The following is a 22,647-nucleotide window of genomic DNA, read 5'->3' as shown; positions in this document are numbered from 1 at the left end:
GTCAGTCTGTCTGATCCAGCGCCAATGCCCCGCGCGGCACCGCCAGATCGGCCACCGACAGATCGCCCTGCGGCCGCGCCAGCCGGTTGCGCACCACCCAATGCAGGCGCTGTTCGGCGCGGGTGATGGCGACATAGGCCAGCCGCTTCCACAGGGGCAGCCCGGCCTCGGTGCGCCCGGCGCGGGCGGCGGCGTAAAGATCGGGGGCAAAGACCTGCACATCCTCCCATTGGCTGCCCTGCGCCTTGTGGATGGTCACCGCCGCGCCATGCAGAAAGGTCGCGCCCATCGTCGCGGCATGGGGGATAAAGGGTTCTTCCTCATCCGGCATCTCGATCTTGACGATGCTGGCCGCTGACAGGCGCGGGTCTTCGGCGCCGATCACATGCAGGCGCGAAAAGCCGGGCTTGCGACCGGGGCCAAGATAGATGACCTGCGCGCCCTTGATCAGGCCGCGCGCCTCAAGGTCGATGCGTTTCTTGCGGTGTTTCAGCGGCAGCTCGATCCCGTCGCAGATCAGCGGCTCGCCGGGCAGCAACTGGTCGGCGGGCGCGCCATGGGCGGCGCGAAAGGCCTGGATCAGGCGGATGCGGGTGGCGTTGCGCCAGACCAGCACCGGGCTGCGCGCCATCAGATCGGCATTCACCCGCTCGGCCCAGATCACGCGCGGGTCGGCGGCCGCGGTGCGCTGCACCAGGGACTCGAAATCCTCAAAGCTGATGTCGGTCGACAGGGCATGGGCCAGATCCAGGATCGGGTTGTCATCGGCCTGGCGGTGAATGCGGTTCAGGATCAGCTTCTGACTGGCCGCCAGCCGGTCGAACACCATCTGCCCCGACTGTCCGACCGGCGCCAATTGCGCGGGATCGCCAAACAGGATCAGCGTCGGGAAAATCTCGCGCAGGTCATCGAACTGGCGTTCGTCCAGCATCGAGGATTCATCGACGAAACCGATGTCCAGCGGGTCATCGCGGCGTTTCCAGCCCTTGATGAAATCGGACCCGCGAAGGCCCGCAGCGGCCAAAGCGCCGGGGATGGATTTGACATTTTCGTAAAAAGCCTTGGCGCGGTCCAGGGCCTCTTCGGTCAGCCCCTCGATCGCCAGCCCCTCGATCCGGGGACGCTCGCCCTGCCCCGCCAGCCATTCCGCGATCTTTTCATATTCGGGGTCATAGACCGGCGTATAAAGGATCCGATGAATGGTCGTAGCCGCCACCCCGCGCGACCGCAGCACGCTGGCGGCCTTGTTGGTGGGCGACAGGATCGCCAGCGTTCGCCGGTCGCGCCGCCGCCGCCCCTCCCAATCGCCCGAGACGGTCTCGACCCCGGCCTCATCCAGGGCCTTGGCGAGTTGCGCCAGCAGAAGCGTCTTGCCCGACCCCGCCTTGCCAATGACCGCCAGCACCCGCCCCTTGCCCTCGGTCGCGGGCATCAGCGTCGCATCGGCCAGATCGACCCCCGCCGCGCCAAGCGCATCGGCAACGGCATCCCAGGCCTCGGCCTGATCGGGGGAAAGGGTGGGCAGGGTCATGCAGTTTGATACCGCGGCGCGGCGCGCTGTGCCATGGGAAAGGGCAGTTGCAGCCCAGCGTCACCCCAATGAAAAAAGGCGGCCCCAAGGCCGCCTTTCGCATCCGTCGCGGTCTGGCTTACGCCAGGGCGATGTTGGTCGCGGATTCGCGGCCGTCGCGGCCGGCTTCGATGTCGAAGGTCACGGCCTGGCCGTCCTTCAGGTCACGCAGACCGGCGCGCTCCAGCGCGGTGATGTGCACGAACACGTCGCGCTTGCCACCCTCGGGGGCGATGAAGCCGAAACCTTTGGTGGTGTTGAACCATTTCACGGTGCCCTTGGCCATCGTGATATCTCCTTTTTTGACGCCACCCGCAACATGCGGTGGCCCGGCGCAGTCAGGTCAAAATCGAGGGGACTGAAGCCGTTGGTCGGAGACAGGTCGTCGAAGAATCACAGTGTCGCACACGCCATATGGGGGCAGGCAGCCCATCGTGCAAGTCCCAAGCGCGCACACATGAAAAAAGGGGCCGTGTGGCCCCTTTTTGTCACGCATCAGGCAGCTTCACCGGCGCCCGGCCTCAAGCGCGTCCTCGAAGGTGCGCAGGCCGGTGGTCGGGGCCTGCACCAGCACCGCCATGTTGCCGGGCTTGTGCTGGTTCTTCAGCATCTTCATATGCGCCTGCGGGATCTCGGCCCAGGGAAACACCTCGGACATGCAGGGGTCGATGCGGCGGGCCAGCATCAGCCGGTTGGCGGCGGCGGCCTGTTTCAGATGGGCAAAGTGGCTGCCCTGCAAACGCTTCTGGTGCATCCACATGTAACGCACGTCGAAGGTGCAGTTGAACCCCGATGTGCCGGCGCAGATCACCACCATGCCGCCCTTTTTGCACACCAGCGAGGACACCGGGAAGGTCGCCTCGCCCGGATGTTCGAACACCATGTCGACATTGACGCCCTTGCCGGTGATGTCCCAGATCGCCTTGCCGAACTTGCGCGCCTCTTTCAGCCAGTCGTTGTATTCTGGGGTATTCACCTTGGGCAGTTGGCCCCAGCATTTGAAATCGTTGCGGTTGATGACGCCCTTGGCGCCCAGACCCATCACGAAATCACGCTTGGATTCGTCGCTGATGACGCCGATCGCATTGGCGCCGGCGGCGTTGATCAACTGGATGGCGAACGACCCCAGACCGCCCGAGGCGCCCCAAACCAGCACGTTCTGGCCCGGTTGCAGATCATGCGGCGCATGGCCGAACAGCATCCGATAGGCGGTGGCCAGCGTCAGGGTGTAACAGGCGCTTTCCTCCCACGTCAGATGGCGGGGGCGCGGCATCAGTTGCTGGGCCTGGACGCGGGTGAACTGGGCAAAGCTGCCGTCATGCGTCTCATATCCCCAGATCCGCTGGCTGGGGGAAAACATCGGGTCGCCGCCGTTGCATTCCTCATCGTCGCCATCGTCCTGGTTGCAGTGGATCACAACCTCGTCGCCCACTTTCCAGTTCTTCACCTTGTCGCCGACCGCCCAGATGATCCCCGAGGCATCCGAACCGGCGATGTGATAATCCTGCTTGTGGCCGTCGAACGGGCTGATCGGCACGCCAAGCCCCGCCCAGACGCCGTTGTAATTGACGCCCGCCGCCATCACCAGAACCAGCACCTCGTGGCTGTCGACCTGCCAGGTGGGCACCACCTCGACCTGGAAGCTTTTATCCGGCTCGCCGTGGCGGTCGCGCCGGATCGCCCAAGCATACATGTTCTTGGGAACATGCCCCAGGGGCGGCATCTCGCCGATTTCATACAGGTCTTTGACCGGCGCGTCATAGGGGGCGATCGCGGGGGGGGTATCAAGGGCCATCGTCATCTCCTGTCTTGCCGCGGCGCAGAATCGGGGCGGCGTTCAGGATCGAATACGCAGCAAAGCGCAACAATGCAAGGTTTGACGCTGCGTTTTTGAAACAATATGTCCGCCGCATTGCAGAGACATCGCGACGGCAACGGCAATGAAGGGGCGGATTGGCGCCCGATGCGCGGGGGCGCTGTCGGTTCGGCCAGGGGCCGGGGGAATACCCCGGCCCCTGCGCATCAGATCAGTTGTCGAAGCTGTAATCGTCGTCGTCGCACAGATTGGCGTCCTCGACCGAATCGCGGCTGCCATCGGCAAAATCGACGATCAGATCGCCTTCGCAATCCTCGGCCTCGGTCTCGATGGCCAGGGTCGTGGAATCGCCCGGATCGATTTCGGCGCCGCCCAGAAGATCCGCATATTCGGCGCCGTCCAGATCGACGACATGAACGGCCACGATCGGCTCATCGCCTTCGTTGTGGATGCCGATCTGGAAGGTTTCGGCCAGGGCAAGCGACGGCAGGGCAAGGCCCGCGATCAGGGTCAGGGTGGTCAGATGGCGCATGGATACCTCCTTCAGCGCTAAGACCCGACAAGGATGAACGGACCATGTGCAGCTATGATGGAGGTCACGCCGATGATTGGCAAAGGCGGTCAGTCGTAGGTGAATGTGCTCACCTCACAGACGTTCACCCCGGCACGTTCCAGCACCTCGCCATCCTCGAACACGGCGCGGAAATCGAACATGCAGTAGCCGCTGGCATCATCGAAATTGATGCTGACCTGCCGCCCCGAGGGCAGCACGTCATTGCCCAGGATGTCTTCCTCCCAACTGCCCGAACCGGTGTTCGATCCATAGAACTCGGTCAGGGTAAAGCCGGTGTTATTGACGATGGTGACGCGGCGATCCTCGGCGAGGGCGGCGGTGGCGGTCAGGGTCAGCACGGCGATCAACGCGGTGCGGGGCAGTGACATGGGAAACCTCGTGGACTGGAACCGGATCCAAGCCTGCCACAGACCTGCCAAAAGGCAATGACAAAGTTTCCCTTGCGTCAATTTCCCAACAGAACGCCCCGTCATGCCGCAGCGCGGCGAATTGACGAGGTATCATTCTTTCGCTATCGCTAACCCCATCGAAATATTGTTGCGAGGCTCGCGATGGTCGACAAGGACAAACCCTGGCTGTTCCGCACCTATGCGGGCCATTCGACGGCCGCCAAATCGAACGCGCTGTATCGCAGCAACCTGTCCAAGGGCCAGACCGGCCTGTCGGTGGCCTTCGACCTGCCGACCCAGACCGGCTATGACAGCGATCACGTTCTGGCCCGGGGCGAGGTCGGCAAGGTCGGCGTGCCCGTCTGCCATCTGGGCGACATGCGGGCGCTGTTCGATCAGATCCCGCTTGAGCAGATGAACACCTCGATGACAATCAACGCCACGGCGCCCTGGCTGTTGTCGCTGTATATCGCCGTGGCCGAGGAACAGGGGGCCGATGTGGCGGCGCTTCAAGGCACGGTGCAGAACGACATCATCAAGGAATATCTGTCGCGCGGCACCTATATCTGCCCGCCGAAAGCCAGCCTGCGGCTGATTACCGATGTGGCGGCCTATACCGCACAGCACCTGCCGAAATGGAACCCGATGAACGTCTGTTCCTATCACCTGCAAGAGGCCGGGGCGACGCCGCAGCAGGAACTGGCCTATGCGCTTGCCACCGGCATCGCTGTGCTGGACGACCTGCAAGGCAAGGTCGCGCCCGCCGATTTTCCGGCGATGGTCGGCCGCATCAGCTTTTTCGTGAACGCGGGGATCCGCTTTGTCACCGAGCTGTGCAAGATGCGCGCCTTTACCGAGCTGTGGGACGAAATCACCCGCGACCGCTACGGCATCACGGATGAGAAATACCGCCGCTTCCGCTACGGCGTGCAGGTGAACAGCCTGGGCCTGACGGAACAGCAGCCCGAAAACAACGTCTACCGCATCCTGATCGAGATGCTGGCCGTGACGCTGTCAAAAAATGCCCGCGCCCGCGCCGTGCAACTGCCCGCCTGGAACGAGGCGCTTGGCCTGCCGCGCCCGTGGGATCAGCAATGGTCGTTGCGAATGCAGCAGATCATGGCCTATGAAACCGACCTGCTGGAATATGGCGATCTGTTCGACGGCAACCCGGTGATCGCCGCCAAGGTCGAGGCGCTGAAAGCCGGCGCGCGCGAGGAGCTGGCGACGCTGGACGCCATGGGCGGGGCGGTCGCCGCCATCGACTATATGAAGGGTCGCCTGGTCGAATCGAATGCCGAACGGCTGAACCGGATCGAGGCGAATGAGACGATCGTGGTCGGCGTCAACCGCTGGCAACAGGGCGAGCCCTCGCCGCTGACCGCCGGTGATGGCGGCATCATGGTGGTCGATCCGGCGGTGGAACAGGATCAGATCGCCCGGCTGACCGCGTGGAAAGCCGCGCGCGACGAAGGCGCGGTGCAGCTTGCGCTTGGTGCGCTGCGCGATGCGGCCAAGGCGGGCGAGAACATCATGCCCGCCAGCATTGCCGCTGCGAAAGCCGGGGCCACGACCGGCGAATGGGCCGGGATCATGCGCAAGGTCTTTGGCGAGTATCGCGGCCCGACCGGCGTGTCGCGCAACCCCTCGAACAAGACCGAGGGGCTGGACGAGATCCGCGCCCAGGTCGATGCGGTCAGCAGCCGGTTGGGGCGGCGGCTCAAGTTTCTGGTGGGCAAGCCCGGCCTTGACGGTCATTCCAACGGCGCCGAACAGATCGCCTTCCGCGCCCGCGATTGCGGCATGGACATCACCTATGAGGGAATCCGCCTGACGCCCGAACAGATCGTCACGAAAGCTGTCGAGGATCGGGCCCATGTCGTCGGCCTGTCGATCCTGTCGGGCAGCCACCTGCCGCTGATCGCCGAGGTGATGGCGCGGATGCGTGATGCCGGGCTGGATGATGTGCCGGTCGTCGTCGGCGGCATCATCCCCGATGACGACGCCCGCACCCTGCTTGGTTACGGCGTGGCGCGGGTCTATACCCCCAAGGATTTTGAGCTGAACCGCATCATGTCCGACATCGTGGTGCTGGCCACGCCGCCCGAAAAGGCAGCGTGAACCAGACGCTCAGGCAGCCGCCGCGCGCGGCTGCCAGGGCGCCTCACGGATCGGCAGGTGGACGATGGCCGAAAACGCCCCCACGGCGACACCCACCCACCAGACAAAGGTGTAATCGCCGTAAATATCATACAGCCGCCCACCCAGCCAGACGCCCAGGAACGACCCCAACTGGTGCGAAAAGAACACCAGCCCATACAGCGTGCCCATGTAGCGCAGCCCATAGATATGCGCGACCAGACCCGAGGTCAGCGGCACCGTCGCAAGCCACAAGGCCCCCATGGCCAGTGAAAACAGGATCACGCTGGTTGGCGTGATCGGCATCAGGATGAAGGCCGCCGACACGATGGTGCGCAACGTATAGACGATGGCCAGCAAGTATTTCTTGGGAAAGCGGTTGCCCAGCCAGCCCGCGGTGATCGTGCCCGCGATATTGGCAAGACCGATCAGCGAAATCGCCGCAGCACCCAGGGCGGATGTGGTGGAAATCCCCAGGCTGGCCAGCATCCCGCCGGATTCGATGCCGGTGCACATCTCGGTCACGAAGGCGGGGAAATGCGCGGTGATGAAGGCCAGTTGATAGCCGCAGGAAAAGAAGCCCAGAAAGATCAGGATATAGGAGGGATCGCGCACCGCCCGCACCAGAACCGTGCCCATCGAGTCCTCCAGCTCGGCGCGCGTGGCGCGGGCGGGGGCGCGCAGCAGGGGCAGGATCAGCAGCGTCAGCAGGATCAGCCCCGACAGGATGATGAACACTGTCTGCCAGGGATAGACGGCCAGCAGCCCCTCGATCAGCGGCGCGCCAAAGACCTGCCCGGCGGAACCCGCGGCGGTGGCGATGCCAAGCGCCATCGACCGGTTGGCATCCGAACTGGCGCGCCCGACGATGGCCAGCACGACGCCAAAGCCGGTGCCCGCGATGCCGAAGCCCACCAGCACCTCAAGCCATTGCATCTGGCCGGGGGTGATGGCGAAGGCGGTCAGGAACAGCCCGGCGGCATACAGCGCGACCCCAAGGATGATCGCGCGCCGGTCGCCAAAGCGTTCGGCAAGCGCGCCGAAGATCGGCTGGCCGATCCCCCAGGCAAGGTTCTGGATGGCGATCGCCAGGCTGAAATCGGCGCGCGGCCAGCCCAGATCCTGCGCAATCGGGATCTGGAACACGCCGAAGCCTGCACGCACGGCAAAGGACAGCATCAGGATCAGCGAACCGCCGATCAGAACGGGGGTGAACAGCGGCGCGCGGTCGGTGCGGTCCATGGGGGCCTCGGGGCTTGACGGGCAGACCGCCACGCTAGGGCCGCCCGCAGCGTCCGGCAAGGGGGATCGCGCGCAAGATCGGGCTTGCGGATCGGGCGGCGCGGCGCTTCATTCGGGGCATGGGGATCGCCGAGGGAACAGCCATGGACGCGCGCTATACGCTGATCGGATCATCAAGAAGCCGCGCCCTGCGCGTGCTGTGGATGCTTGAGGAACTGGGCCTTCCCTATGACCATGTGCCCGCCCGGCCACGGTCGGACCAGGCGATCGCGCTGAACCCGGCGGGCAAGGTGCCGGTGCTGGTCGTGGACGGCACGCCGATCACCGACTCGACCGCGATCCTTCAGTTCCTGGCCGACCGCCATGGCGCGATGACCCATGCCCCCGGCACGCTGGACCGCGCCCGCCAGGACAGCCTGACCCACCTGCTGCTGGATGAGTTCGACGCGGTGCTGTGGACCGCCGCCCGCCACAGCTTTGTGCTGCCCGAGGATCTGCGCATCGGCGCCATCAAGAACAGCCTGAGGTGGGAGTTCGAGAAGGCCCAAAAGGGGCTGGTGCATCGGCTGGGCAGCGGCCCCTTTGTCATGGGCGATCAGATGACGGTGCCCGACATCCTGCTGACCCATTGCCTGACCTGGGCCTTGGCCGCGCGCTTTCCGGTGACGGAAGCCTGGCTGACCGACTATCTGGATCGGATGCGGGCGCGCCCTGCCCTGCAACGCGCCATGGCGCGGGATTAGCCCGCCAGTCGGCGGGCGGCGGCGCGGCCTGCGGCACGCCCGGTGGCGAAACAGCCGGTCAGCAGATAGCCGCCGGTCGGGGCCTCCCAATCCAGCATCTCGCCTGCGGCAAAGACGCCCGGCAGGGCGCGCAGCGACAGGTCGTCGTGCAGCGCGTCGCGCGTGATCCCGCCAGCAGAGGAGATGGCGCGGGACAGATCCTGCGGCCCGTCATGTCGGATCGGCAGTGCCTTCAGCCGCGCCGCCAGATCGGTAGGATCGGCAGGCAGCGCGCCACCCCATTCGCGCGCAAGCGCCGCGCGCGCCGGGTCCAGCCGCAAGCGCTTGCGCAGCCGGTTCGACAGGCTTTCGCCGGGCCGGGCGCGAGCCAGCCGGTCGGCGGCGGCCTGAACGGTCAGATCGGGCATCAGGTCAAGATGCAGCGCGGACCCGTCGCGGGCGCGGGCGGCAAGGGGATAGATGCCGCCGCCCTCGATCCCGCTGCGGGCGATGACGAACTCACCGCGGGTGGCAGTGGTGCCATCGGTGATTGCGGTGCCCTTGACGGGCTGGCCGAACAGCGGTGCCATGGCGGCCGACCAGGTGACGCGCAGGCCCATGTTGGCTGGCCGGAACGGCGCGATCTGCACGCCGCGCGCGGCCAGCCATGGCACCCAGGCCGCGTCAGAGCCAAGGCGCGGCCAGGACGCCCCGCCAAGCGCCAGCACGGTAACGCGCGGGGTCAGAACCTGCGGTCCCTCGGGCGTGGCGAAGGCGAAGCCGTCGCCCTGAAAGCCCTGCCACCGCCAGCGGGTTGCCAGCCGCACCCCCAGGCCATCGAGCCGCGCCAGCCAGGCCCGCAGCAAGGGCGCGGCCTTCATGCCGACCGGGAACACCCGCCCGGTCGAGCCGGTGAACAGCGCGATTCCCAGGCCCTGCGCCCAGGCCCTCACCTGCGCCGGGCCGAAGTCAGCGACATGGGGGGCGATCCAGTCGGGGGTGTAATGGCTGGCGAACAGATCGGGCGCCTGATCGCGGGTCAGGTTCAGCCCGGATTTGCCCGCCATCAGGAACTTGCGCGCGGGGGTCGGCAGCGCCTCGGCGATCAGCACCGGATGGCCCGCGCGCGCCAGTTCCTCGGCCGCCATCAGCCCGGCGGGACCAGCGCCGATGACCAGTGCCGGGATCATGTGGTGAGGCCGGGGGCGCCGCCCCCGGACCCCCGGCGTATTTGGGCAAGAAAGAAGGCCATGTCAGCGCCTTGGCATCATCGACAGACGGATCAGCGCGCGTTCCATCACCGCCGCCGCCGGCGCGCGCGAGGTCGAGCGCAGAGTCAGGTCGGTGTCGATCAGCGTGCGGATCGCCTCTTCCAGGCGGAAGGTCGACCAGTCGCGCGCCTGGCGTTCCATGCGGTCGCGGCGCGGGCCAAAGACCGGCGGGCGCAGCCGCGACAGGCCCGCGCCGGGGCCTTGCGGGTCGCTGGCGGCGGCGTGCAGCGCGCGGAAATGGCGCAGGGTGCTGATCGACAGGGTGACAGGGTTGGTGCCCTGCCCCGCCAGCCGCCCCATCAGCGCGCCCATCGTCTGCGTGCGGCCTTCGGCGACGGCATGGATCAGGTCGTCGACCTCGGCCTCGATCGTGGCGGGGGCAAGGGCTGCGACCTCGGCCGGGGTCAGCGGCGTCGCATCGCCCCATTTGTAAAGGCCGATGCGGTCGCAGGTCTGGCGGAAATCGCCGGGGTCCAGCGCGCGGGCCAGTTGCGTCAGATCGGCCAGGGCCTCGGGGGTGATGTCCGTCAGCCCGGCGGTGCGCAGGATCTGGGCGATCTCCTCGCGCCCCGGCGGATCGTCATAGATGCCGATGGCGACGGTGCGGGGGTCGCCCTCGAACCCCTTGCGCAGCGCCGATTTGGCGGGCAGCGCACCGGCGGTGACGACGATCATCGCATCGCCCGGCTGCCAGGCCGACAGCGCGGCCAGGATCGGCTCGGCCACGGTATCGGTCGCATCCTCGGCAAAGGCCACGCGCGGGCCGGGGAAGAAGCCGGTCGCCTTGATTGCATCGGTCAGCCGGGCCGGATCGCGGCGCAATTCGGCGGCGGGGATGCGGGTCAGGCGCATCTCGGCCTCGCCCTCAGGGCCGATCAGGGCGGCAATGGCGTCCTGTCGTTTCAGCGCCACCCGCATCGCATCGGCACCGAAGATCAGCAGCCCCGCGCGGCCCGGATCGGGGGCCGCGAGGTAGCGCGCGGCCTCGGCCCCGGTCAGCTTCATGGCGCGGGGGCGACGGCGATCAGCCGCGTCACCACCTGATCGGCCAGCATCACCATCAGCCGGTCGCGGGCATCGCGTTCGGCGGCCAGCGTGGCAATCGTGGTGCCCGTCGCGGAATGCGAGCTGAACGAGGCCACATTCCCCCGCGCCAGCACCGCGCCGCTGGCGGCATCTGTCAGCGTGTAATCGGCGCTGCCGTTCAGCGCATAGCGGGTGATCGCCTGGGTCGAGGTGATGCCCTGCGCCGCCGTCTTGACGCTGATCGCCGTCGCCAGCCGGAACCGCGCGCCGTCCGCCGCCGGACCAAGCCGTTCGCCGATGCGGCGGTTGAAGGCGAAGCCATCGGCATCGACGGGGTCATCGGGGCGGACCTGGTTCAACAGGCCCGCCGCGCCGCCGCCCGGCGCAAAGGCGGGGGTGAAGCCGCAGCCAGCAAGCGCCAGCAGGGCGGCCAGGACCAGGCGGCGATCAGGCGACCACATTGACGATCCGCCCCGGCACCACGATCACCTTTTTCGCCGGTCCGCCCATGAACTTGACCACCTCGGGGTCGGCCAGGGCAATCGCCTGCACCTGATCGGCGGGCATGTCGCGCGGCACGGTGATTTCAGCGCGGCGCTTGCCATTGACCTGCACGGCAAGGGTCACGCTGTCATCGACCAGCAACGCCGGGTCGGCCTTGGGCCAGGGGGCCTGCACTACCAGCCCCTGCCCGCCCAGCATCGACCAGATTTCTTCGGCCAGATGTGGCACCATCGGTGCCATAAGTTGCGCCATGATCCGCAGCGCGGCGGCCCGCGCCCCGGCGCGGGCGTCGGATTTGGCGATGGTATTGGTCAGCCCATAGATCACCGCGATCGCCTTGTTGAAGGCAAAGCCGTCGATGGCGCGCGTCACCTCATCAATCGCTTTATGGGCGGCGCGCAGCAGGGCCGGGTCTTCGGCATCGGCGGCGTCACGCGCCTCATCGGCCAGGCGCCAGACGCGGGCCAGGAACTTGTGCGTGGCATCCGCGCCCGCCGCCGTCCATTCGACATCGCGTTCGGGCGGGCTGTCGGACATCACGAAGAACCGCGCGGTATCGGCACCCAGGCGCTGCACGATGTCGACCGGATCGACCACGTTCTTTTTCGATTTCGACATCTTGGCCGAGGGGATGACCTCGACCGCCTCACCGGTGGCGATGACTTTGCCATCCGCCACGTCCTCGGGCAGGTGATAGACCGGACGGCCCTGCGCGTCGCGGGTCTGATAGATCGCGTGGGTCACCATGCCCTGCGTGAACAGCGCGTTGAAGGGTTCCTTCGCGGCCTCGGGCAGGTGGCCGGTCTTGACCATGGCGCGGGCGAAGAAGCGGGAATAGAGCAGGTGCAGGATCGCGTGTTCGATGCCGCCGATATATTGATCGACATTCATCCAATACTCCGCCGCCGCCAGATCCGTGGGCGTCGTGGCGCGCGGCGCGGTGAAGCGGGCGTAATACCACGAGCTGTCAACGAATGTATCCATCGTGTCGGTTTCGCGTTTCGCCGCGCCGCCGCATTTCGGGCAGGCGCAATCACGCCACGTCGGGTGGCGATCCAGCGGGTTGCCGGGCACGTCGAAGGTGACGTCATCGGGCAGGCGGACGGGCAGGTTTTCCTTGGCCTCAGCCACCACGCCGCAGGTCGGGCAATGCACGACCGGGATCGGGCAGCCCCAGTAACGCTGCCGGGAAATGCCCCAGTCGCGCAGGCGATATTTTGTCACCCCAGTGCCATAACCTTCGGCCTCGGCATGGGCGATGGCGGCGGCGACGGCATCCTCGCCGGTTTGCAGGCGCTCACCGGCAAAGCCGCGAACGTATTCGACGCGCTCGGATTTCAGCGGCACATAGGGGGCCGCCGCGACAAAGGCATCGGCATCCGACGTGCCTTCGAGGGCAAAAGTGGCGCGGATCGGCAGGCCGTATTTCGTCGCGAACTCATGGTCGCGTTCGTCATGGGCCGGGCTGCCGAAGATCGCGCCGGTGCCGTAATCCATCAGGATGAAGTTGGCGATCCAGACCGGCAGTTCCCAGGCGGGGTCCAGCGGATGACGCACCCGGATACCGGTATCCATGCCCTTCTTTTCGTCGGTGGCCAGCGCCTCCTCGGTGGTGCCGCCCTTGCGGGCCTCTGCGCAGAAGGAGGCGACGCGCGGGTCGTCCGCTTCCAGTGCCTTGGCCAGCGGGTGATCGGGGCTGATCGCGGCGAAGCTGGCGCCCAGCAGCGTGTCGGGGCGGGTGGTATAGACCTCGATCTTGTCGAAACCGGCGGGGGCGTTCACCGTGTCAAAAGCGAATTGCAGACCGCGCGACTGCCCGATCCAGTTGGCCTGCATCAGGCGCACCTTTTCGGGCCAGTCCTTCAGCCCGTCAAGGGCCGACAGGAGTTCATCGGAATAATCGCTGATGCGGAAGAACCACTGGGTCAGCTCGCGCCGTTCGACATCGGCACCCGACCGCCAGCCCTTGCCGTCGATCACCTGCTCATTGGCCAGCACGGTCATGTCGACCGGATCCCAGTTCACCACCGCGTTCTTGCGATAGATCAGGCCGGCATCCAGCATGTCGATGAACATCGCCTGCTGCTGGGCGTAATATTCGGGGTCGCAGGTGGCAAATTCGCGCGTCCAGTCCAGCGACCAGCCCATCGGCTTCATCTGGCCCTTCATCACCGCGATGTTGTCATAGGTCCAGTCCTTCGGATGCCCGCCCGAGGCCATCGCGGCGTTTTCCGCCGGCATCCCGAAAGCGTCCCAGCCCATCGGATGCAGCACGCTGAAGCCCTGCGCCATCTTGTGACGGGCCACCACGTCGCCCATCGTATAGTTGCGCACATGGCCGATGTGGATGCGCCCCGAAGGATAGGGGAACATCTCGAGCACATAATATTTCGGGCGCGACGGGTCGGCCTTGGCGGCAAAGACCCCGGCCTTGTCCCAGGCTGCCTGCCATTTCGGTTCGATGACCGAAGGATCGTAACGCGACATGATCTTTCCCCGTCAGAATTGCCCGCATGGTTTACACGGCGGCGGGCGGCGGGGGCAAGGGTCGGGTCTTACAGGTTGCGATCCTGGATACGCAGCTGGCGGGCGCGGGTCAGGATCGCATCCTCGACGGCGCGCACGGTCTCGGCGGGGACGGCACCGCCACCTGCATATTGCATCGACAGTTTCAGCGACCGCGCATCCAGCGCCGGGTCGTTTACCACGACCGAGGCGCGATAGGACCGGCCACCGCCGGGCGGCGTGCCATAACCGGTGATGATGACGCCGGTGAACGGGTCGACCGACTGCACCGGCAGGAAGTTCAGCACCTCAAGGCTGGCGCGCCAGATATATTTGTTGACCGAGACGTTGACGTTCGGATCGGACTTGTTGCTGAACAGATCCCAGATCGTCGAGCCGGTCTCGCGCTCGGTCAGCACGCCCTGGGTCTCGGCCTTCTTGGCGGCCGCCTGGTTATAGCTGAACATGTTGCCCATGCTGCCGCATCCCGCCAGCAGGCCGACCACGGCCAGGGCCGCCACGGGCGCTGCGGGGATGCGCGGGAAACGCGAATGGGTCATGGCCTGGCTCCGGTCAGTGGGGCGCGCCGCGCGCGCTGCCCCCGTATCTAGCCGATGCGCGCGCCGGGCGACAAGGACTTTGCGCTAGCCGCCGCCCCGTGGCCCGCTTGCCGCGACGGCAGCGTGTCCAACCGGGCGGCGCGGCATCCCTGTGGCAAGACTGCACCACGCCCGCCGCTGTTTCGCAACGCCCCATCTGATTCCGTTGCAATGAACCCTCCTTGGCGATCAAGTGACGCCATACCCACACCGGCCCGCCGGGGTGGGGGTTCAGGACACAATGAGGGAAAAACCATGAAAAAGGTTCTTTTTGCCACCACCGCGCTGATCCTGTCGGCGGGCTTCGCCCAAGCTGAAGTCGCTGTCAGCGGCGACGGCCGCATGGGTCTCGTCTACAACGGCGACGACATGAACTTCTCGTCGCGCGTTCGCGTCAAGTTCACGCTGACCGGCGAATCGGACTCGGGCCTGTCGTTCGGCGGTAACATCCGCGCCGACAACGCCGCCGCTGGCGCCAAGGGCTATGCGGGCGACATCTGGGTTTCGGGCGCGTTCGGCAAGATCGCCATGGGCGACGTGGTCGGCGCTGCCGAAGAAATCCACGGCGACCTGCCGGAAATCGGCTTCACCGACATCGCGGCGAACGACATCGGCTTCATCACCGGTGACGGCGCCCGCACCAGCGAAAACAACCCGGTTCTGCTGTACACCTACAGCATGGGCGACATGGACTTCGCCGCCTCGCTGAACGACGGCGTGACCTACACCGCCGCCGGCGCCAAGGTGAAGAACCAGGAATACGCTCTGGGCTTCGGCTACAAGTTCGGCACCACCCGTCTGGGTCTGGCCTACGAAGCCGCGAAGAACTGGGAAGGCGGCAACGAAACCGCGAAACTGCTGTCGGTCTCGGCCGCTGGTGAGTTCTCGAACGTCAAGGGCGGCATCTACTACGCCAAAGGTTCGGGCGCCATCGACGGCGTCAAGGAATACGGCATCGGTGCGGCTTCGACCTTCGGCGCCACCACCGTCAAGGGCATGATCCGCGTCGTCGACGCCACCACCAAGACCACCTACTGGGGTCTGGGCGCTGAATACGATCTGGGCGGCGGCGCCTCGATCGTCGGCGGTATCGCTGACAACGACATGGAAACCAACGGCGTGAAAACCAAAGCGGTTGCCGACCTGGGCCTGAAGTTCAAGTTCTGATCCTGTCAGAACCGGACTACGGAAAGAGCGGGCTTTGCCCGCTCTTTCTGCTTTCTGCGACCACATTCGGGGGATGCCATGACCATCGACACCATCCGCGCCGCCATTGACGAAGCCGCCCGCGCAGCCGGGCGCGATCCGGGCGATGTCACGCTGATCGCCGTGTCCAAGCTGCAACCGGCGCCGCGCGTGCTGTCGGTGCTGGAGGCCGGCCACCGCGTCTTTGGCGAAAACTATGTGCAAGAGGCGGCGGCGAAATGGCCCGCGTGGAAGGCCGCGCATCCGGGTGTCGCGCTGCATATGATCGGGCCGTTGCAGACGAACAAGGCCAAGGTGGCCGTCGATCTGTTCGACGCGATCCATTCGGTTGATCGCCCGTCGCTGGCCGAAAAGCTGGCGCGGCTGGCGCAGTCGCGCGGGGCCTCGCCCGCCATCTTCATTCAGGTCAACACCGGGGCCGAGCCGCAAAAGGCCGGGATCCTGCCCGAGCAAGCCGATGATTTCATCGCCGCCTGCAAGATGATGGACCTGCCGGTGCAAGGGCTGATGTGCATCCCGCCCGACGATCAGGATGCGGTGCCGCATTTCACGCTGCTGCGCGAGATGGCGGCGCGCAACGGCCTGCGCGGCCTGTCGATGGGGATGAGCGCGGATTTCCCCGCCGCCATCGCGCAGGGAGCCACCCATGTGCGGGTCGGCAGCGCGATCTTTGGCGACCGCCCGCTGCGCGGCTGACACAGCAAAAGGCCGCCCCTGCGGGCGGCCTTTTGGATCATTCGGCGGGCTTAGCCCTTGGCCTTGGCGATTTCGGCGTCCAGAATCGCCTTGAACTCATCCCAGGGCATGTTCGATTTCTTTTCGCCATTGATGATAAAGGTCGGCGTCGCGTTGATCTCGTCCTTGCCAGCCGTAGCCTGGAAGGTGGCGACCATTTTTTCGGCCATGGCCTGATCGTCCAGGCAGGCATCGACCTGTTCATTGGTCAGCCCGGCCTTGACGCCCAGCTTGCGCAGGCCGTCCGCGATCGTGGTGGGCTGGCCGTCGCCGATCCATTTCGCCTGTTCGTCATAGATCATCTGGCTGATCGGGAAATACTTCTGATCCCCGCCGCAGCGCGCGACCATCCCGGCCCACAGGCCCACCTTGTCGAAATAGACCTCGCGGTGGGTGAACTTGACCTTGCCGGTGTCGATATATTCCATCTTCAGGCGCGGGAAGATGTCCTTTTCCCAGGCAGCGCAGTGGCTGCAGGTGAAGCTGGCGTACTGGATCACCTCGACCGGGGCGTCGGTGGCGCCCATCGTCATGTCGGGCAGGATGCCCTCGGCGGGCGCGGTCGCGGCGGGGGTTGCGGGTGCGGTGGTCTGTTGGGCCAAAGCGGGCATGGCCGTCAGGCCAAGGGCCGCGATCAGCGTCAGGGGCAGCAGTTTCATCATGTCAGCCTTTCATCGGGTGATGGGATGTCAGAACAAGCTGCGCCAGCCCCGCCAGGGCCGCGCGCAGCGTGGGATCGGTGATGCCTTCGGTCAGCCCGGCGGCTTGTTCGGCCAGCCGCGGATCGGGGGCGGCAGGGGGGGGCGCATAGGCGGCCTGCGCCTCGGCCAGGCCGGGCGCTGCCATGGCTGCGGCCGTCTGGGTCACGCTGATCCGGGCGATGGCATTATAGCCATAGCAGGCATTCACCCGGTCGCGGATCTGCGGCAGGCGCATCTGCACCACGGGCGCGGCGGCACCGCTGGTCAGCAAGGTCAGCGTGGCGCCAAGCGCGGCCTCGGCCCCCTTGGTGCGGGCGTAGCCCACCTTGACCGGGCGGCAGATCGCGGCCAGATCGGGGCCGACCACGGCCTCCCATTCGGTCAGCAGGCGGGCAACGGCAAAGCCCCGCGCCTCGCCCGCCGCACGGATGCGGGCGCGCAGCAGACCGGCGGCGGGCTCGAACCCGCGCATCCGGCGCTTTGGGCGATCACTGTGGTTCGGGGCCATTGGTCCTGTCCTTGTCAGCGCCTATCTTAGACATCCCGGCGCCGCGCGCCAGCACCCCGCGCATTGCGCGCCATCACCGAGGGCTAAAGATTGCGTGACAGGATCGTTCCCGCTCTGCTGGACTGGTATGACGCCCATGCCCGCGACTTGCCCTGGCGTATTCGCCCGGCGGCGCGCGCGGCGGGGGCGCGGCCCGACCCCTATCGCATCTGGCTGTCCGAGGTGATGCTGCAACAGACCACCGTCGCCGCCGTGCGCGACTATTTCCACCGTTTCACCGCTCTGTGGCCCGATGTCGCGTCGTTGGCCGCCGCGCCCGATGCACAGGTGATGGCCGAATGGGCGGGGCTTGGCTATTACGCCCGCGCCCGCAACCTGATCGCCTGCGCCCGCGCCGTGGCAGCGGCGGGCGGCCAGTTCCCGACCACGCGCGACGGGCTGCTGGCGCTGCCCGGCATCGGCCCCTATACCGCCGCCGCCATCGCCGCCATTGCCTATGACGCGCCCGAAACCGTGGTCGATGGCAACGTCGAACGGGTGGTGGCGCGGCTGTTCGCCGTGACCCAGCCGATGCCTGCCGCCAAGCCCCGCCTGCGTGATCTGGCGGCCACGCTAACCCCCGACACAAGGCCCGGCGACTTTGCACAAGCGATGATGGATCTGGGCGCGACGATCTGCACACCGCGCCGCCCGGCCTGCGCCATCTGCCCCCTGCGCGGCGATTGCGCGGCCCAGGCGAAGGGCCTGGCCGAGGCGCTGCCTGCCCGCAGCCCCAAGCCCCCAAAGCCGCAGCGCCAAGGCCGGGTCTGGTTGGCGCGGGACGCGGAGGGTAGCCTGCTGATGCAGCGCCGCCCGGCCAAGGGCCTGCTGGGTGGCACGCTGGGCTTTCCCACGGGGGGCTGGGATGGCACGCCGGACGCCCCGCCCCTGCAAGCCGACTGGCGCGCGCTGCCCTCGGTCCGGCATGTCTTCACCCATTTCGAGCTGACGCTGACACCGATGCTGGCCGATCTGCCCGGATCGCACCCGCCCCTGTCAGGCGCCTTCGTGCCGATCCCCCAGATCGACCCGCGCGCCCTGCCCGGCCTGATGCGCAAGGTCTGGGCCGCCGCACAGCCGCATCTGTGAGCCGGCCCATTCGCCGCATTGGCAGGCGCGGCCCGCGCCGGTATAAGCCGCGACATGTCGCATGTGATTGCCCCCCGGTTCCGTTCCGCCTTGCCCTTCTGGCTGTCGCTGGCCCTGGTGCCGCTGGCGGTGATCGGCGCGCGGGTCGGCGGCTGGACGGTGTTCCTGATGCCGCTTTACGCCTGGGCGCTGATGACGGTGATGGACAGCCTGCTGGGCCTGAACCAGACGAACCCCGACACCGACACCCCCGAATCCGACCTGTTCTGGCACCGCGCGATCACGATCATCTGGTTCCCGATCCAGGCGGCCACGATCTATAGCATGATCTGGTGGGTCACCCGCACCGACCACCTGGCCATGTGGGAGGTGCTGTGCCTGTTCTTCGGCATCGGCGTCATCTCGGGCACGATCGGCATCGTCTACAGCCACGAACTGCTGCATCAAAAGAACCGGCTGGAACGCTGGCTGGGCGACCTGCTGCTGGCGAGCGTCCTTTACAGCCATTTCCGCAGCGAGCATCTGCTGGTGCATCACCGCCATGTCGGCACCCCCCGCGACGCCGTGACCGCCCGCTATAACGAGGGCTTCCATCGCTTCTTCCTGCGCGTGCTGCGCGACTGCCCCGGCAGCGCATGGGCGGCCGAGGTGCAGAAGCTGGCGCGGGCCGGGCGCGGGCCTTTCCATCCCACGAACCCGTTCTGGCGCTACGCCGCCTTGCAAGCCGCCGCCCTGGCCCTTGCCGGGCTGATCGGCGGTTGGGTCGGGGTCGGGCTGTTCCTGCTTCAGGCGCTGTCCGCCATCTGGCAGCTTGAGCTGACGAATTACGTCGAACACTACGGTCTGACCCGCCGCCACCTGGGCGAGGGGCGCTATGAACATGTGCAGCCGCATCATAGCTGGAACGCCGCGCAAACCGCCTCGAACTGGTTGCTGATCAACCTGCAACGCCATTCGGATCACCATTACAAACCCGACCGGCGGTTCCCGCTGCTTCAGACCTACAGCACCGATGACGCGCCGCAGCTACCGCTGGGCTATCCGGCGATGACGGCCATGGCGATGATCCCGCCCCTGTGGCGGCGGCGGATGAACCCGCGCGTGCGCGCCTGGCGGCGGCAGTTCTATCCCGACATCAGCGACTGGCAAGCCTATAACAAGGCGCTAAATCCCCTGCCGCGCGGCAGTTGATCCATGGCGTAAGTATTTATGAACAGAAGAAACTGGCTTCTTCTGTTCATAAGTACTCACCTTAATCCGTCCTCATCCAGCAGCGTGCGGCCATTCTTGGATTCGATCTCGATCAGCCACAGGTCGGGGTCGGCTGCGGCCTCGCGCGCCAGCACGGCATCGACCTGGGCCTCGGGGCCGTCGGTCAGCACCTCCCACTGGCGGCTGTCGGTGGCGAAGTCATAGCGGCGGACATGGGCCGTGGCCGTGCCGTCCAGATGCGCGACCTTGACGACGACCGCGCCCGATGTGCCATCGCCCCGGCGGGTGACATAGGCCGGGATCAGCGCGGCTTGCATCCGCGCCAGATAGGCCGCGACCCACAGGTTCGCGGCCAGACGCGCCTCAGTCGCCATCGCGGAAATCAAGACCCATTTCGCCGTAACGCTCGGATTCCTCAAGCCAGTTCGGGCGCACCTTGACCTGAAGGAACAGATGCACCGGGCGGCCAAGAAACTCGGCGATGTCGGCGCGGGCGGCCTGGCTGACGGCCTTGATCGTTTCACCGCCATGGCCCAGCACGATGCCCTTGTGGCCGTCGCGCGCGACATAGATCAGCTGGTCGATCCGGGTTGAGCCGTCGCGGCGGTCCTCCCATTTCTCGGTCTCGACGGTGAGCTGATAGGGCAGTTCCTCATGCAGGCGCAGGGTCAGCTTTTCGCGGGTCATCTCGGCGGCGATCTGGCGCAGCGGCAGGTCGGCGATCTGATCCTCGGGGTAGAGCCAGGGGCCTTCGGGCAGCCGATCCGCGATCCATGCGCGCAGGTCATCGACGCCATAGCCGCGTTCGGCGGAAATCATGAAGGTCCGCTCAAACCCAAAAGCCTTGTTCGCTTCCTCCGCCAGGGCCAGCAGCTTTTCGGCGGGCACCCGGTCGATCTTGTTGATCGCCAGCGCGACCGGCTGGCCGCTGGCCTTGTCGGCCAACGCCTCGATGATGGCGCGGGCGCCGTCGGTCAGGCCGCGATGCGCCTCGATCAGCAGCACGACCAGATCGGCATCAGCGGCCCCGCCCCAGGCGGCGGCGACCATGGCGCGGTCCAGGCGGCGGCGCGGGCGGAACAGGCCGGGCGTGTCGACGAACACGATCTGCGCCTGCCCTTCCATGGCGATACCGCGGATGCGGGCGCGGGTGGTCTGGACCTTGTGGGTCACGATGCTGACCTTGGCGCCGACCATGCGGTTCAAAAGCGTCGATTTGCCGGCATTGGGTTCACCGATCAGGGCGACGAAGCCGGCGCGGGTTGGGGCGGTGTCAGACATGGTTGGTCTCCACTTGGGCCAGAAGGGCGGCGGCGGCAATCTGTTCGGCCTGGCGCTTGGATCCGGCGGCGCCCTCGGCCCGGCGGCCATCGGCCAGTTCGGCGGCCACCGCGAATTGCGGGGCGTGGTCGGGACCGCTGCGGCCGGTCACCGCGTAAAGCGGCGGCGGCAGGCCGCGCGACTGCGCCCATTCCTGAAGCGCGGTCTTGGCGTCGCGGGCATCCACCGCGACGCGCGTCACCCGGTCGCCCCACAGCCGCAGCACCAGATCGCGGGCGGCATCGAAACCGGCATCCAGATAGACGGCGGCGATCACCGCCTCCATCGCATCGGCCAGCAGCGCCTCTTTCCGGCGCCCGCCCGACAGCATTTCCGACCGCCCCAGCTTCAGCGCCGCGCCCAGATCCAGGCTGCGCGCCACCTCGGCGCAGGTTTCGCGGCGCACGAGGGCGTTGAAGCGGGGGGCAAGCTGGCCCTCGGTCGCATTGCCATCGGCGCGGGTCAGCGCCTCGGCGATGATCAGGCCCAGCACCCGGTCGCCCAGAAACTCAAGCCGTTCGTTGTCGCGCCGGGCCGGTGTCGACAGCGAGGAATGCGTCAACGCCCGCACCAGCAATTCGGGGCGGTCGAAGGCGTGACCCAGACGGGCGGCAAAGGCCGTGGCCTCGGCCCCCGGCTTCATTCGATCGCCTTGAAGAACCGGTCGGATCGCCAGGTCCAGAAGAACAGCAGCGATTTACCGGCGGACGAGAAGATCACCCGGTCGGCGCGGCCGATCAGATATTCGTCCGAGACCATACCCAGGCCGCCGACCTGCGCGGGAAAGCGCGAATCCTCGGAATTGTCGCGGTTGTCGCCCATGAAGAAGTAATGCCCCGGCGGCACGGTATAAAGCGGCGTGTTGTCGGCCACCCAATTGGTCGTGATCGACAGGACCGAGTGGTTGGTGACGCTGCCATCGCTGCGCGGCAGGGCCTCGACGAACTTGTTCTTTTCGCAGACCGCGCCTTCGCCCACCGGATCATTGGCGCAGCGCGGCATGGTGGCCTGCGGGCCTTGCGGGGCCTTGGTTTCGGCAAACACACCGTCGGGCGTCTGCGGCACGGCCTGACCGTTCAGATGCAGGATGCCGTCCTTCATCTGCACGGTATCGCCCGGCAAGCCGATGACGCGCTTGATGAAATCGACGCCGCGCGTGGGATGACGGAACACCGCGACATCGCCCCGCTCGGGCGCCGAGGCAAGGATCCGCCCGGAAATCGGGCAGGCCGAGAACGGGCAGGAATGCGCGGAATAGCCGTAAGCCATCTTGTTGACGAACAGGAAATCGCCGATCAGCAGCGTGTCCTTCATGCTGCCCGAGGGGATCCAGAACGGCTGGAAGAACAGCGTGCGGAAGATGCCGGCGATGATCAGCGCCCAGACCACCGTCTTGACGGTCTCGATCACGCCGCCCTTGGCGCCGCCCTGCGAATTGGAAGCCATGGTGCCCCTCTGCCCTGTTTGGGTTTGCGGGATA

23 protein-coding genes are annotated in these 22,647 nt (G+C 66.7%); 6 read left to right on the top strand and 17 right to left on the bottom strand.

Annotation, left to right across the window (positions count from 1 at the left end; genetic code table 11):
* Position 1: 1 nt before the first annotated feature.
* The 5 genes from ACEYYA_RS01405 to ACEYYA_RS01385 all read right to left on the bottom strand — a co-directional run bounded on the left by ACEYYA_RS01405 (position 2) and on the right by ACEYYA_RS01385 (position 4,328).
* A complete protein-coding gene (locus ACEYYA_RS01405; protein WP_374796808.1) occupies positions 2–1,531 on the bottom strand; it encodes an AAA family ATPase in 1,530 nt (509 codons plus the stop codon).
* Positions 1,532–1,649: 118 nt separating this feature from the next.
* Positions 1,650–1,856, bottom strand: coding sequence for a cold-shock protein (locus ACEYYA_RS01400; protein WP_374796806.1), 207 nt, complete (start codon positions 1,854–1,856; stop codon positions 1,650–1,652).
* A 219-nt stretch (positions 1,857–2,075) separates the two neighbouring features.
* Complete coding sequence (ccrA, locus tag ACEYYA_RS01395; protein ID WP_374796804.1) at positions 2,076–3,365, bottom strand: crotonyl-CoA carboxylase/reductase; 1,290 nt, start codon at positions 3,363–3,365, stop codon at positions 2,076–2,078.
* A 232-nt stretch (positions 3,366–3,597) separates the two neighbouring features.
* Complete coding sequence (locus tag ACEYYA_RS01390) at positions 3,598–3,918, bottom strand: hypothetical protein (RefSeq protein WP_374796802.1); 321 nt, start codon at positions 3,916–3,918, stop codon at positions 3,598–3,600.
* 89 nt (positions 3,919–4,007) lie between these two features.
* The gene (locus tag ACEYYA_RS01385) at positions 4,008–4,328 is read right to left on the bottom strand and encodes a hypothetical protein (RefSeq protein WP_374796800.1); all 321 of its coding nucleotides are present in this window, start codon (positions 4,326–4,328) and stop codon (positions 4,008–4,010) included.
* Between the two features lie 183 nt (positions 4,329–4,511).
* Between ACEYYA_RS01385 and ACEYYA_RS01380 the strand changes: the two genes are divergently transcribed.
* Positions 4,512–6,470: a methylmalonyl-CoA mutase family protein gene (locus ACEYYA_RS01380; protein ID WP_374796798.1), complete on the top strand. Its 1,959-nt coding sequence runs from the start codon at positions 4,512–4,514 to the stop codon at positions 6,468–6,470.
* Between the two features lie 9 nt (positions 6,471–6,479).
* Here ACEYYA_RS01380 and ACEYYA_RS01375 read toward each other — a convergent pair whose 3' ends face one another.
* Positions 6,480–7,730: an MFS transporter gene (locus ACEYYA_RS01375; protein WP_374796796.1), complete on the bottom strand. Its 1,251-nt coding sequence runs from the start codon at positions 7,728–7,730 to the stop codon at positions 6,480–6,482.
* Positions 7,731–7,873: 143 nt separating this feature from the next.
* On the opposite strand from ACEYYA_RS01375, the gene ACEYYA_RS01370 reads away from it, so the two are divergent.
* Positions 7,874–8,473: a glutathione S-transferase family protein gene (locus tag ACEYYA_RS01370; RefSeq protein ID WP_374796794.1), complete on the top strand. Its 600-nt coding sequence runs from the start codon at positions 7,874–7,876 to the stop codon at positions 8,471–8,473.
* Here ACEYYA_RS01370 and ACEYYA_RS01365 read toward each other — a convergent pair.
* The 5 genes from ACEYYA_RS01365 to ACEYYA_RS01345 form a co-directional block, all read right to left on the bottom strand.
* Positions 8,470–9,639, bottom strand: coding sequence for a TIGR03862 family flavoprotein (locus ACEYYA_RS01365; protein WP_374797394.1), 1,170 nt, complete (start codon positions 9,637–9,639; stop codon positions 8,470–8,472). The genes ACEYYA_RS01370 and ACEYYA_RS01365 overlap by 4 nt on opposite strands.
* A 66-nt stretch (positions 9,640–9,705) precedes the next feature.
* A complete protein-coding gene (holA, locus tag ACEYYA_RS01360) occupies positions 9,706–10,728 on the bottom strand; it encodes a DNA polymerase III subunit delta (protein WP_374796792.1) in 1,023 nt (340 codons plus the stop codon).
* Positions 10,725–11,210 carry an LPS assembly lipoprotein LptE gene (gene lptE, locus ACEYYA_RS01355; protein ID WP_374796790.1) on the bottom strand — a complete coding sequence of 162 codons (486 nt, stop codon included), beginning with the start codon at positions 11,208–11,210 and terminating at the stop codon, positions 10,725–10,727. Before lptE ends, holA begins: the two co-directional genes overlap by 4 nt.
* On the bottom strand, positions 11,197–13,740 hold the full coding sequence (gene leuS / locus ACEYYA_RS01350; protein ID WP_374796788.1) for a leucine--tRNA ligase: 2,544 nt from the start codon (positions 13,738–13,740) through the stop codon (positions 11,197–11,199). The genes lptE and leuS overlap by 14 nt, the downstream gene beginning before the upstream one ends.
* Positions 13,741–13,808: 68 nt before the next feature.
* Complete coding sequence (locus tag ACEYYA_RS01345) at positions 13,809–14,318, bottom strand: DUF3576 domain-containing protein (RefSeq protein WP_374796786.1); 510 nt, start codon at positions 14,316–14,318, stop codon at positions 13,809–13,811.
* 294 nt (positions 14,319–14,612) lie between these two features.
* Here ACEYYA_RS01345 and ACEYYA_RS01340 point away from each other — a divergent pair, with 294 nt between their 5' ends.
* Both ACEYYA_RS01340 and ACEYYA_RS01335 read left to right on the top strand, forming a co-directional pair.
* On the top strand, positions 14,613–15,524 hold the full coding sequence (locus ACEYYA_RS01340) for a porin (protein WP_374796784.1): 912 nt from the start codon (positions 14,613–14,615) through the stop codon (positions 15,522–15,524).
* A 78-nt stretch (positions 15,525–15,602) separates the two neighbouring features.
* The gene (locus tag ACEYYA_RS01335; RefSeq protein ID WP_374796782.1) at positions 15,603–16,259 is read left to right on the top strand and encodes a YggS family pyridoxal phosphate-dependent enzyme; all 657 of its coding nucleotides are present in this window, start codon (positions 15,603–15,605) and stop codon (positions 16,257–16,259) included.
* 50 nt (positions 16,260–16,309) lie between these two features.
* Here the strand turns inward: ACEYYA_RS01335 and ACEYYA_RS01330 are convergent, their stop codons facing one another.
* The gene (locus tag ACEYYA_RS01330) at positions 16,310–16,957 is read right to left on the bottom strand and encodes a DsbA family protein (protein ID WP_374796780.1); all 648 of its coding nucleotides are present in this window, start codon (positions 16,955–16,957) and stop codon (positions 16,310–16,312) included.
* 4 nt (positions 16,958–16,961) lie between these two features.
* Complete coding sequence (locus tag ACEYYA_RS01325; RefSeq protein ID WP_374796778.1) at positions 16,962–17,507, bottom strand: DUF721 domain-containing protein; 546 nt, start codon at positions 17,505–17,507, stop codon at positions 16,962–16,964.
* Positions 17,508–17,597: 90 nt separating this feature from the next.
* Here ACEYYA_RS01325 and ACEYYA_RS01320 point away from each other — a divergent pair, with 90 nt between their 5' ends.
* Together ACEYYA_RS01320 and ACEYYA_RS01315 are read left to right on the top strand one after the other, a co-directional pair.
* Complete coding sequence (locus ACEYYA_RS01320; protein WP_374796776.1) at positions 17,598–18,635, top strand: A/G-specific adenine glycosylase; 1,038 nt, start codon at positions 17,598–17,600, stop codon at positions 18,633–18,635.
* A gap of 54 nt (positions 18,636–18,689) precedes the next feature.
* Positions 18,690–19,826 carry an alkane 1-monooxygenase gene (locus ACEYYA_RS01315; protein WP_374796774.1) on the top strand — a complete coding sequence of 379 codons (1,137 nt, stop codon included), beginning with the start codon at positions 18,690–18,692 and terminating at the stop codon, positions 19,824–19,826.
* Between the two features lie 56 nt (positions 19,827–19,882).
* On the opposite strand, the gene ACEYYA_RS01310 is transcribed toward ACEYYA_RS01315, so the two are convergent.
* From ACEYYA_RS01310 to lepB, 4 genes are read right to left on the bottom strand one after another with little or no spacing between them, the layout of a single operon-like run.
* Complete coding sequence (locus tag ACEYYA_RS01310) at positions 19,883–20,221, bottom strand: DUF1491 family protein (protein WP_374796772.1); 339 nt, start codon at positions 20,219–20,221, stop codon at positions 19,883–19,885.
* Complete coding sequence (era, locus tag ACEYYA_RS01305; protein ID WP_374796770.1) at positions 20,211–21,128, bottom strand: GTPase Era; 918 nt, start codon at positions 21,126–21,128, stop codon at positions 20,211–20,213. Before era ends, ACEYYA_RS01310 begins: the two co-directional genes overlap by 11 nt.
* Positions 21,121–21,810 carry a ribonuclease III gene (gene rnc / locus ACEYYA_RS01300; protein WP_374796768.1) on the bottom strand — a complete coding sequence of 230 codons (690 nt, stop codon included), beginning with the start codon at positions 21,808–21,810 and terminating at the stop codon, positions 21,121–21,123. The genes era and rnc overlap by 8 nt, the downstream gene beginning before the upstream one ends.
* On the bottom strand, positions 21,807–22,613 hold the full coding sequence (gene lepB, locus ACEYYA_RS01295) for a signal peptidase I (protein ID WP_374796766.1): 807 nt from the start codon (positions 22,611–22,613) through the stop codon (positions 21,807–21,809). Before lepB ends, rnc begins: the two co-directional genes overlap by 4 nt.
* Positions 22,614–22,647: the final 34 nt, after the last annotated feature.

It is taken from the genome of Paracoccus zhouxuedongae, assembly GCF_041927815.1.
Classification (GTDB): Bacteria; Pseudomonadota; Alphaproteobacteria; order Rhodobacterales; family Rhodobacteraceae; genus Paracoccus.
Note: the sequence above shows the minus strand (reverse complement) of the source record. Positions and strands in the feature narration are given on the sequence as shown.

Coding starts and splice junctions, on each gene's coding strand:
- ACEYYA_RS01385 (WP_374796800.1), bottom strand. CDS start 4,328: ATGTCACTGCCCCGCACCGCGTTGATCGCCGTGCTGACCCTGACCGCC.
- lepB (WP_374796766.1), bottom strand. CDS start 22,613: ATGGCTTCCAATTCGCAGGGCGGCGCCAAGGGCGGCGTGATCGAGACC.
- ACEYYA_RS01335 (WP_374796782.1), top strand. CDS start 15,603: ATGACCATCGACACCATCCGCGCCGCCATTGACGAAGCCGCCCGCGCA.
- ACEYYA_RS01330 (WP_374796780.1), bottom strand. CDS start 16,957: ATGAAACTGCTGCCCCTGACGCTGATCGCGGCCCTTGGCCTGACGGCC.
- era (WP_374796770.1), bottom strand. CDS start 21,128: ATGTCTGACACCGCCCCAACCCGCGCCGGCTTCGTCGCCCTGATCGGT.
- ACEYYA_RS01315 (WP_374796774.1), top strand. CDS start 18,690: ATGTCGCATGTGATTGCCCCCCGGTTCCGTTCCGCCTTGCCCTTCTGG.
- ACEYYA_RS01380 (WP_374796798.1), top strand. CDS start 4,512: ATGGTCGACAAGGACAAACCCTGGCTGTTCCGCACCTATGCGGGCCAT.
- ACEYYA_RS01405 (WP_374796808.1), bottom strand. CDS start 1,531: ATGACCCTGCCCACCCTTTCCCCCGATCAGGCCGAGGCCTGGGATGCC.
- ccrA (WP_374796804.1), bottom strand. CDS start 3,365: ATGGCCCTTGATACCCCCCCCGCGATCGCCCCCTATGACGCGCCGGTC.
- ACEYYA_RS01390 (WP_374796802.1), bottom strand. CDS start 3,918: ATGCGCCATCTGACCACCCTGACCCTGATCGCGGGCCTTGCCCTGCCG.
- lptE (WP_374796790.1), bottom strand. CDS start 11,210: ATGTGGTCGCCTGATCGCCGCCTGGTCCTGGCCGCCCTGCTGGCGCTT.
- ACEYYA_RS01375 (WP_374796796.1), bottom strand. CDS start 7,730: ATGGACCGCACCGACCGCGCGCCGCTGTTCACCCCCGTTCTGATCGGC.
- ACEYYA_RS01325 (WP_374796778.1), bottom strand. CDS start 17,507: ATGGCCCCGAACCACAGTGATCGCCCAAAGCGCCGGATGCGCGGGTTC.
- ACEYYA_RS01400 (WP_374796806.1), bottom strand. CDS start 1,856: ATGGCCAAGGGCACCGTGAAATGGTTCAACACCACCAAAGGTTTCGGC.
- ACEYYA_RS01310 (WP_374796772.1), bottom strand. CDS start 20,221: ATGGCGACTGAGGCGCGTCTGGCCGCGAACCTGTGGGTCGCGGCCTAT.
- ACEYYA_RS01370 (WP_374796794.1), top strand. CDS start 7,874: ATGGACGCGCGCTATACGCTGATCGGATCATCAAGAAGCCGCGCCCTG.
- rnc (WP_374796768.1), bottom strand. CDS start 21,810: ATGAAGCCGGGGGCCGAGGCCACGGCCTTTGCCGCCCGTCTGGGTCAC.
- holA (WP_374796792.1), bottom strand. CDS start 10,728: ATGAAGCTGACCGGGGCCGAGGCCGCGCGCTACCTCGCGGCCCCCGAT.
- leuS (WP_374796788.1), bottom strand. CDS start 13,740: ATGTCGCGTTACGATCCTTCGGTCATCGAACCGAAATGGCAGGCAGCC.
- ACEYYA_RS01340 (WP_374796784.1), top strand. CDS start 14,613: ATGAAAAAGGTTCTTTTTGCCACCACCGCGCTGATCCTGTCGGCGGGC.
- ACEYYA_RS01345 (WP_374796786.1), bottom strand. CDS start 14,318: ATGACCCATTCGCGTTTCCCGCGCATCCCCGCAGCGCCCGTGGCGGCC.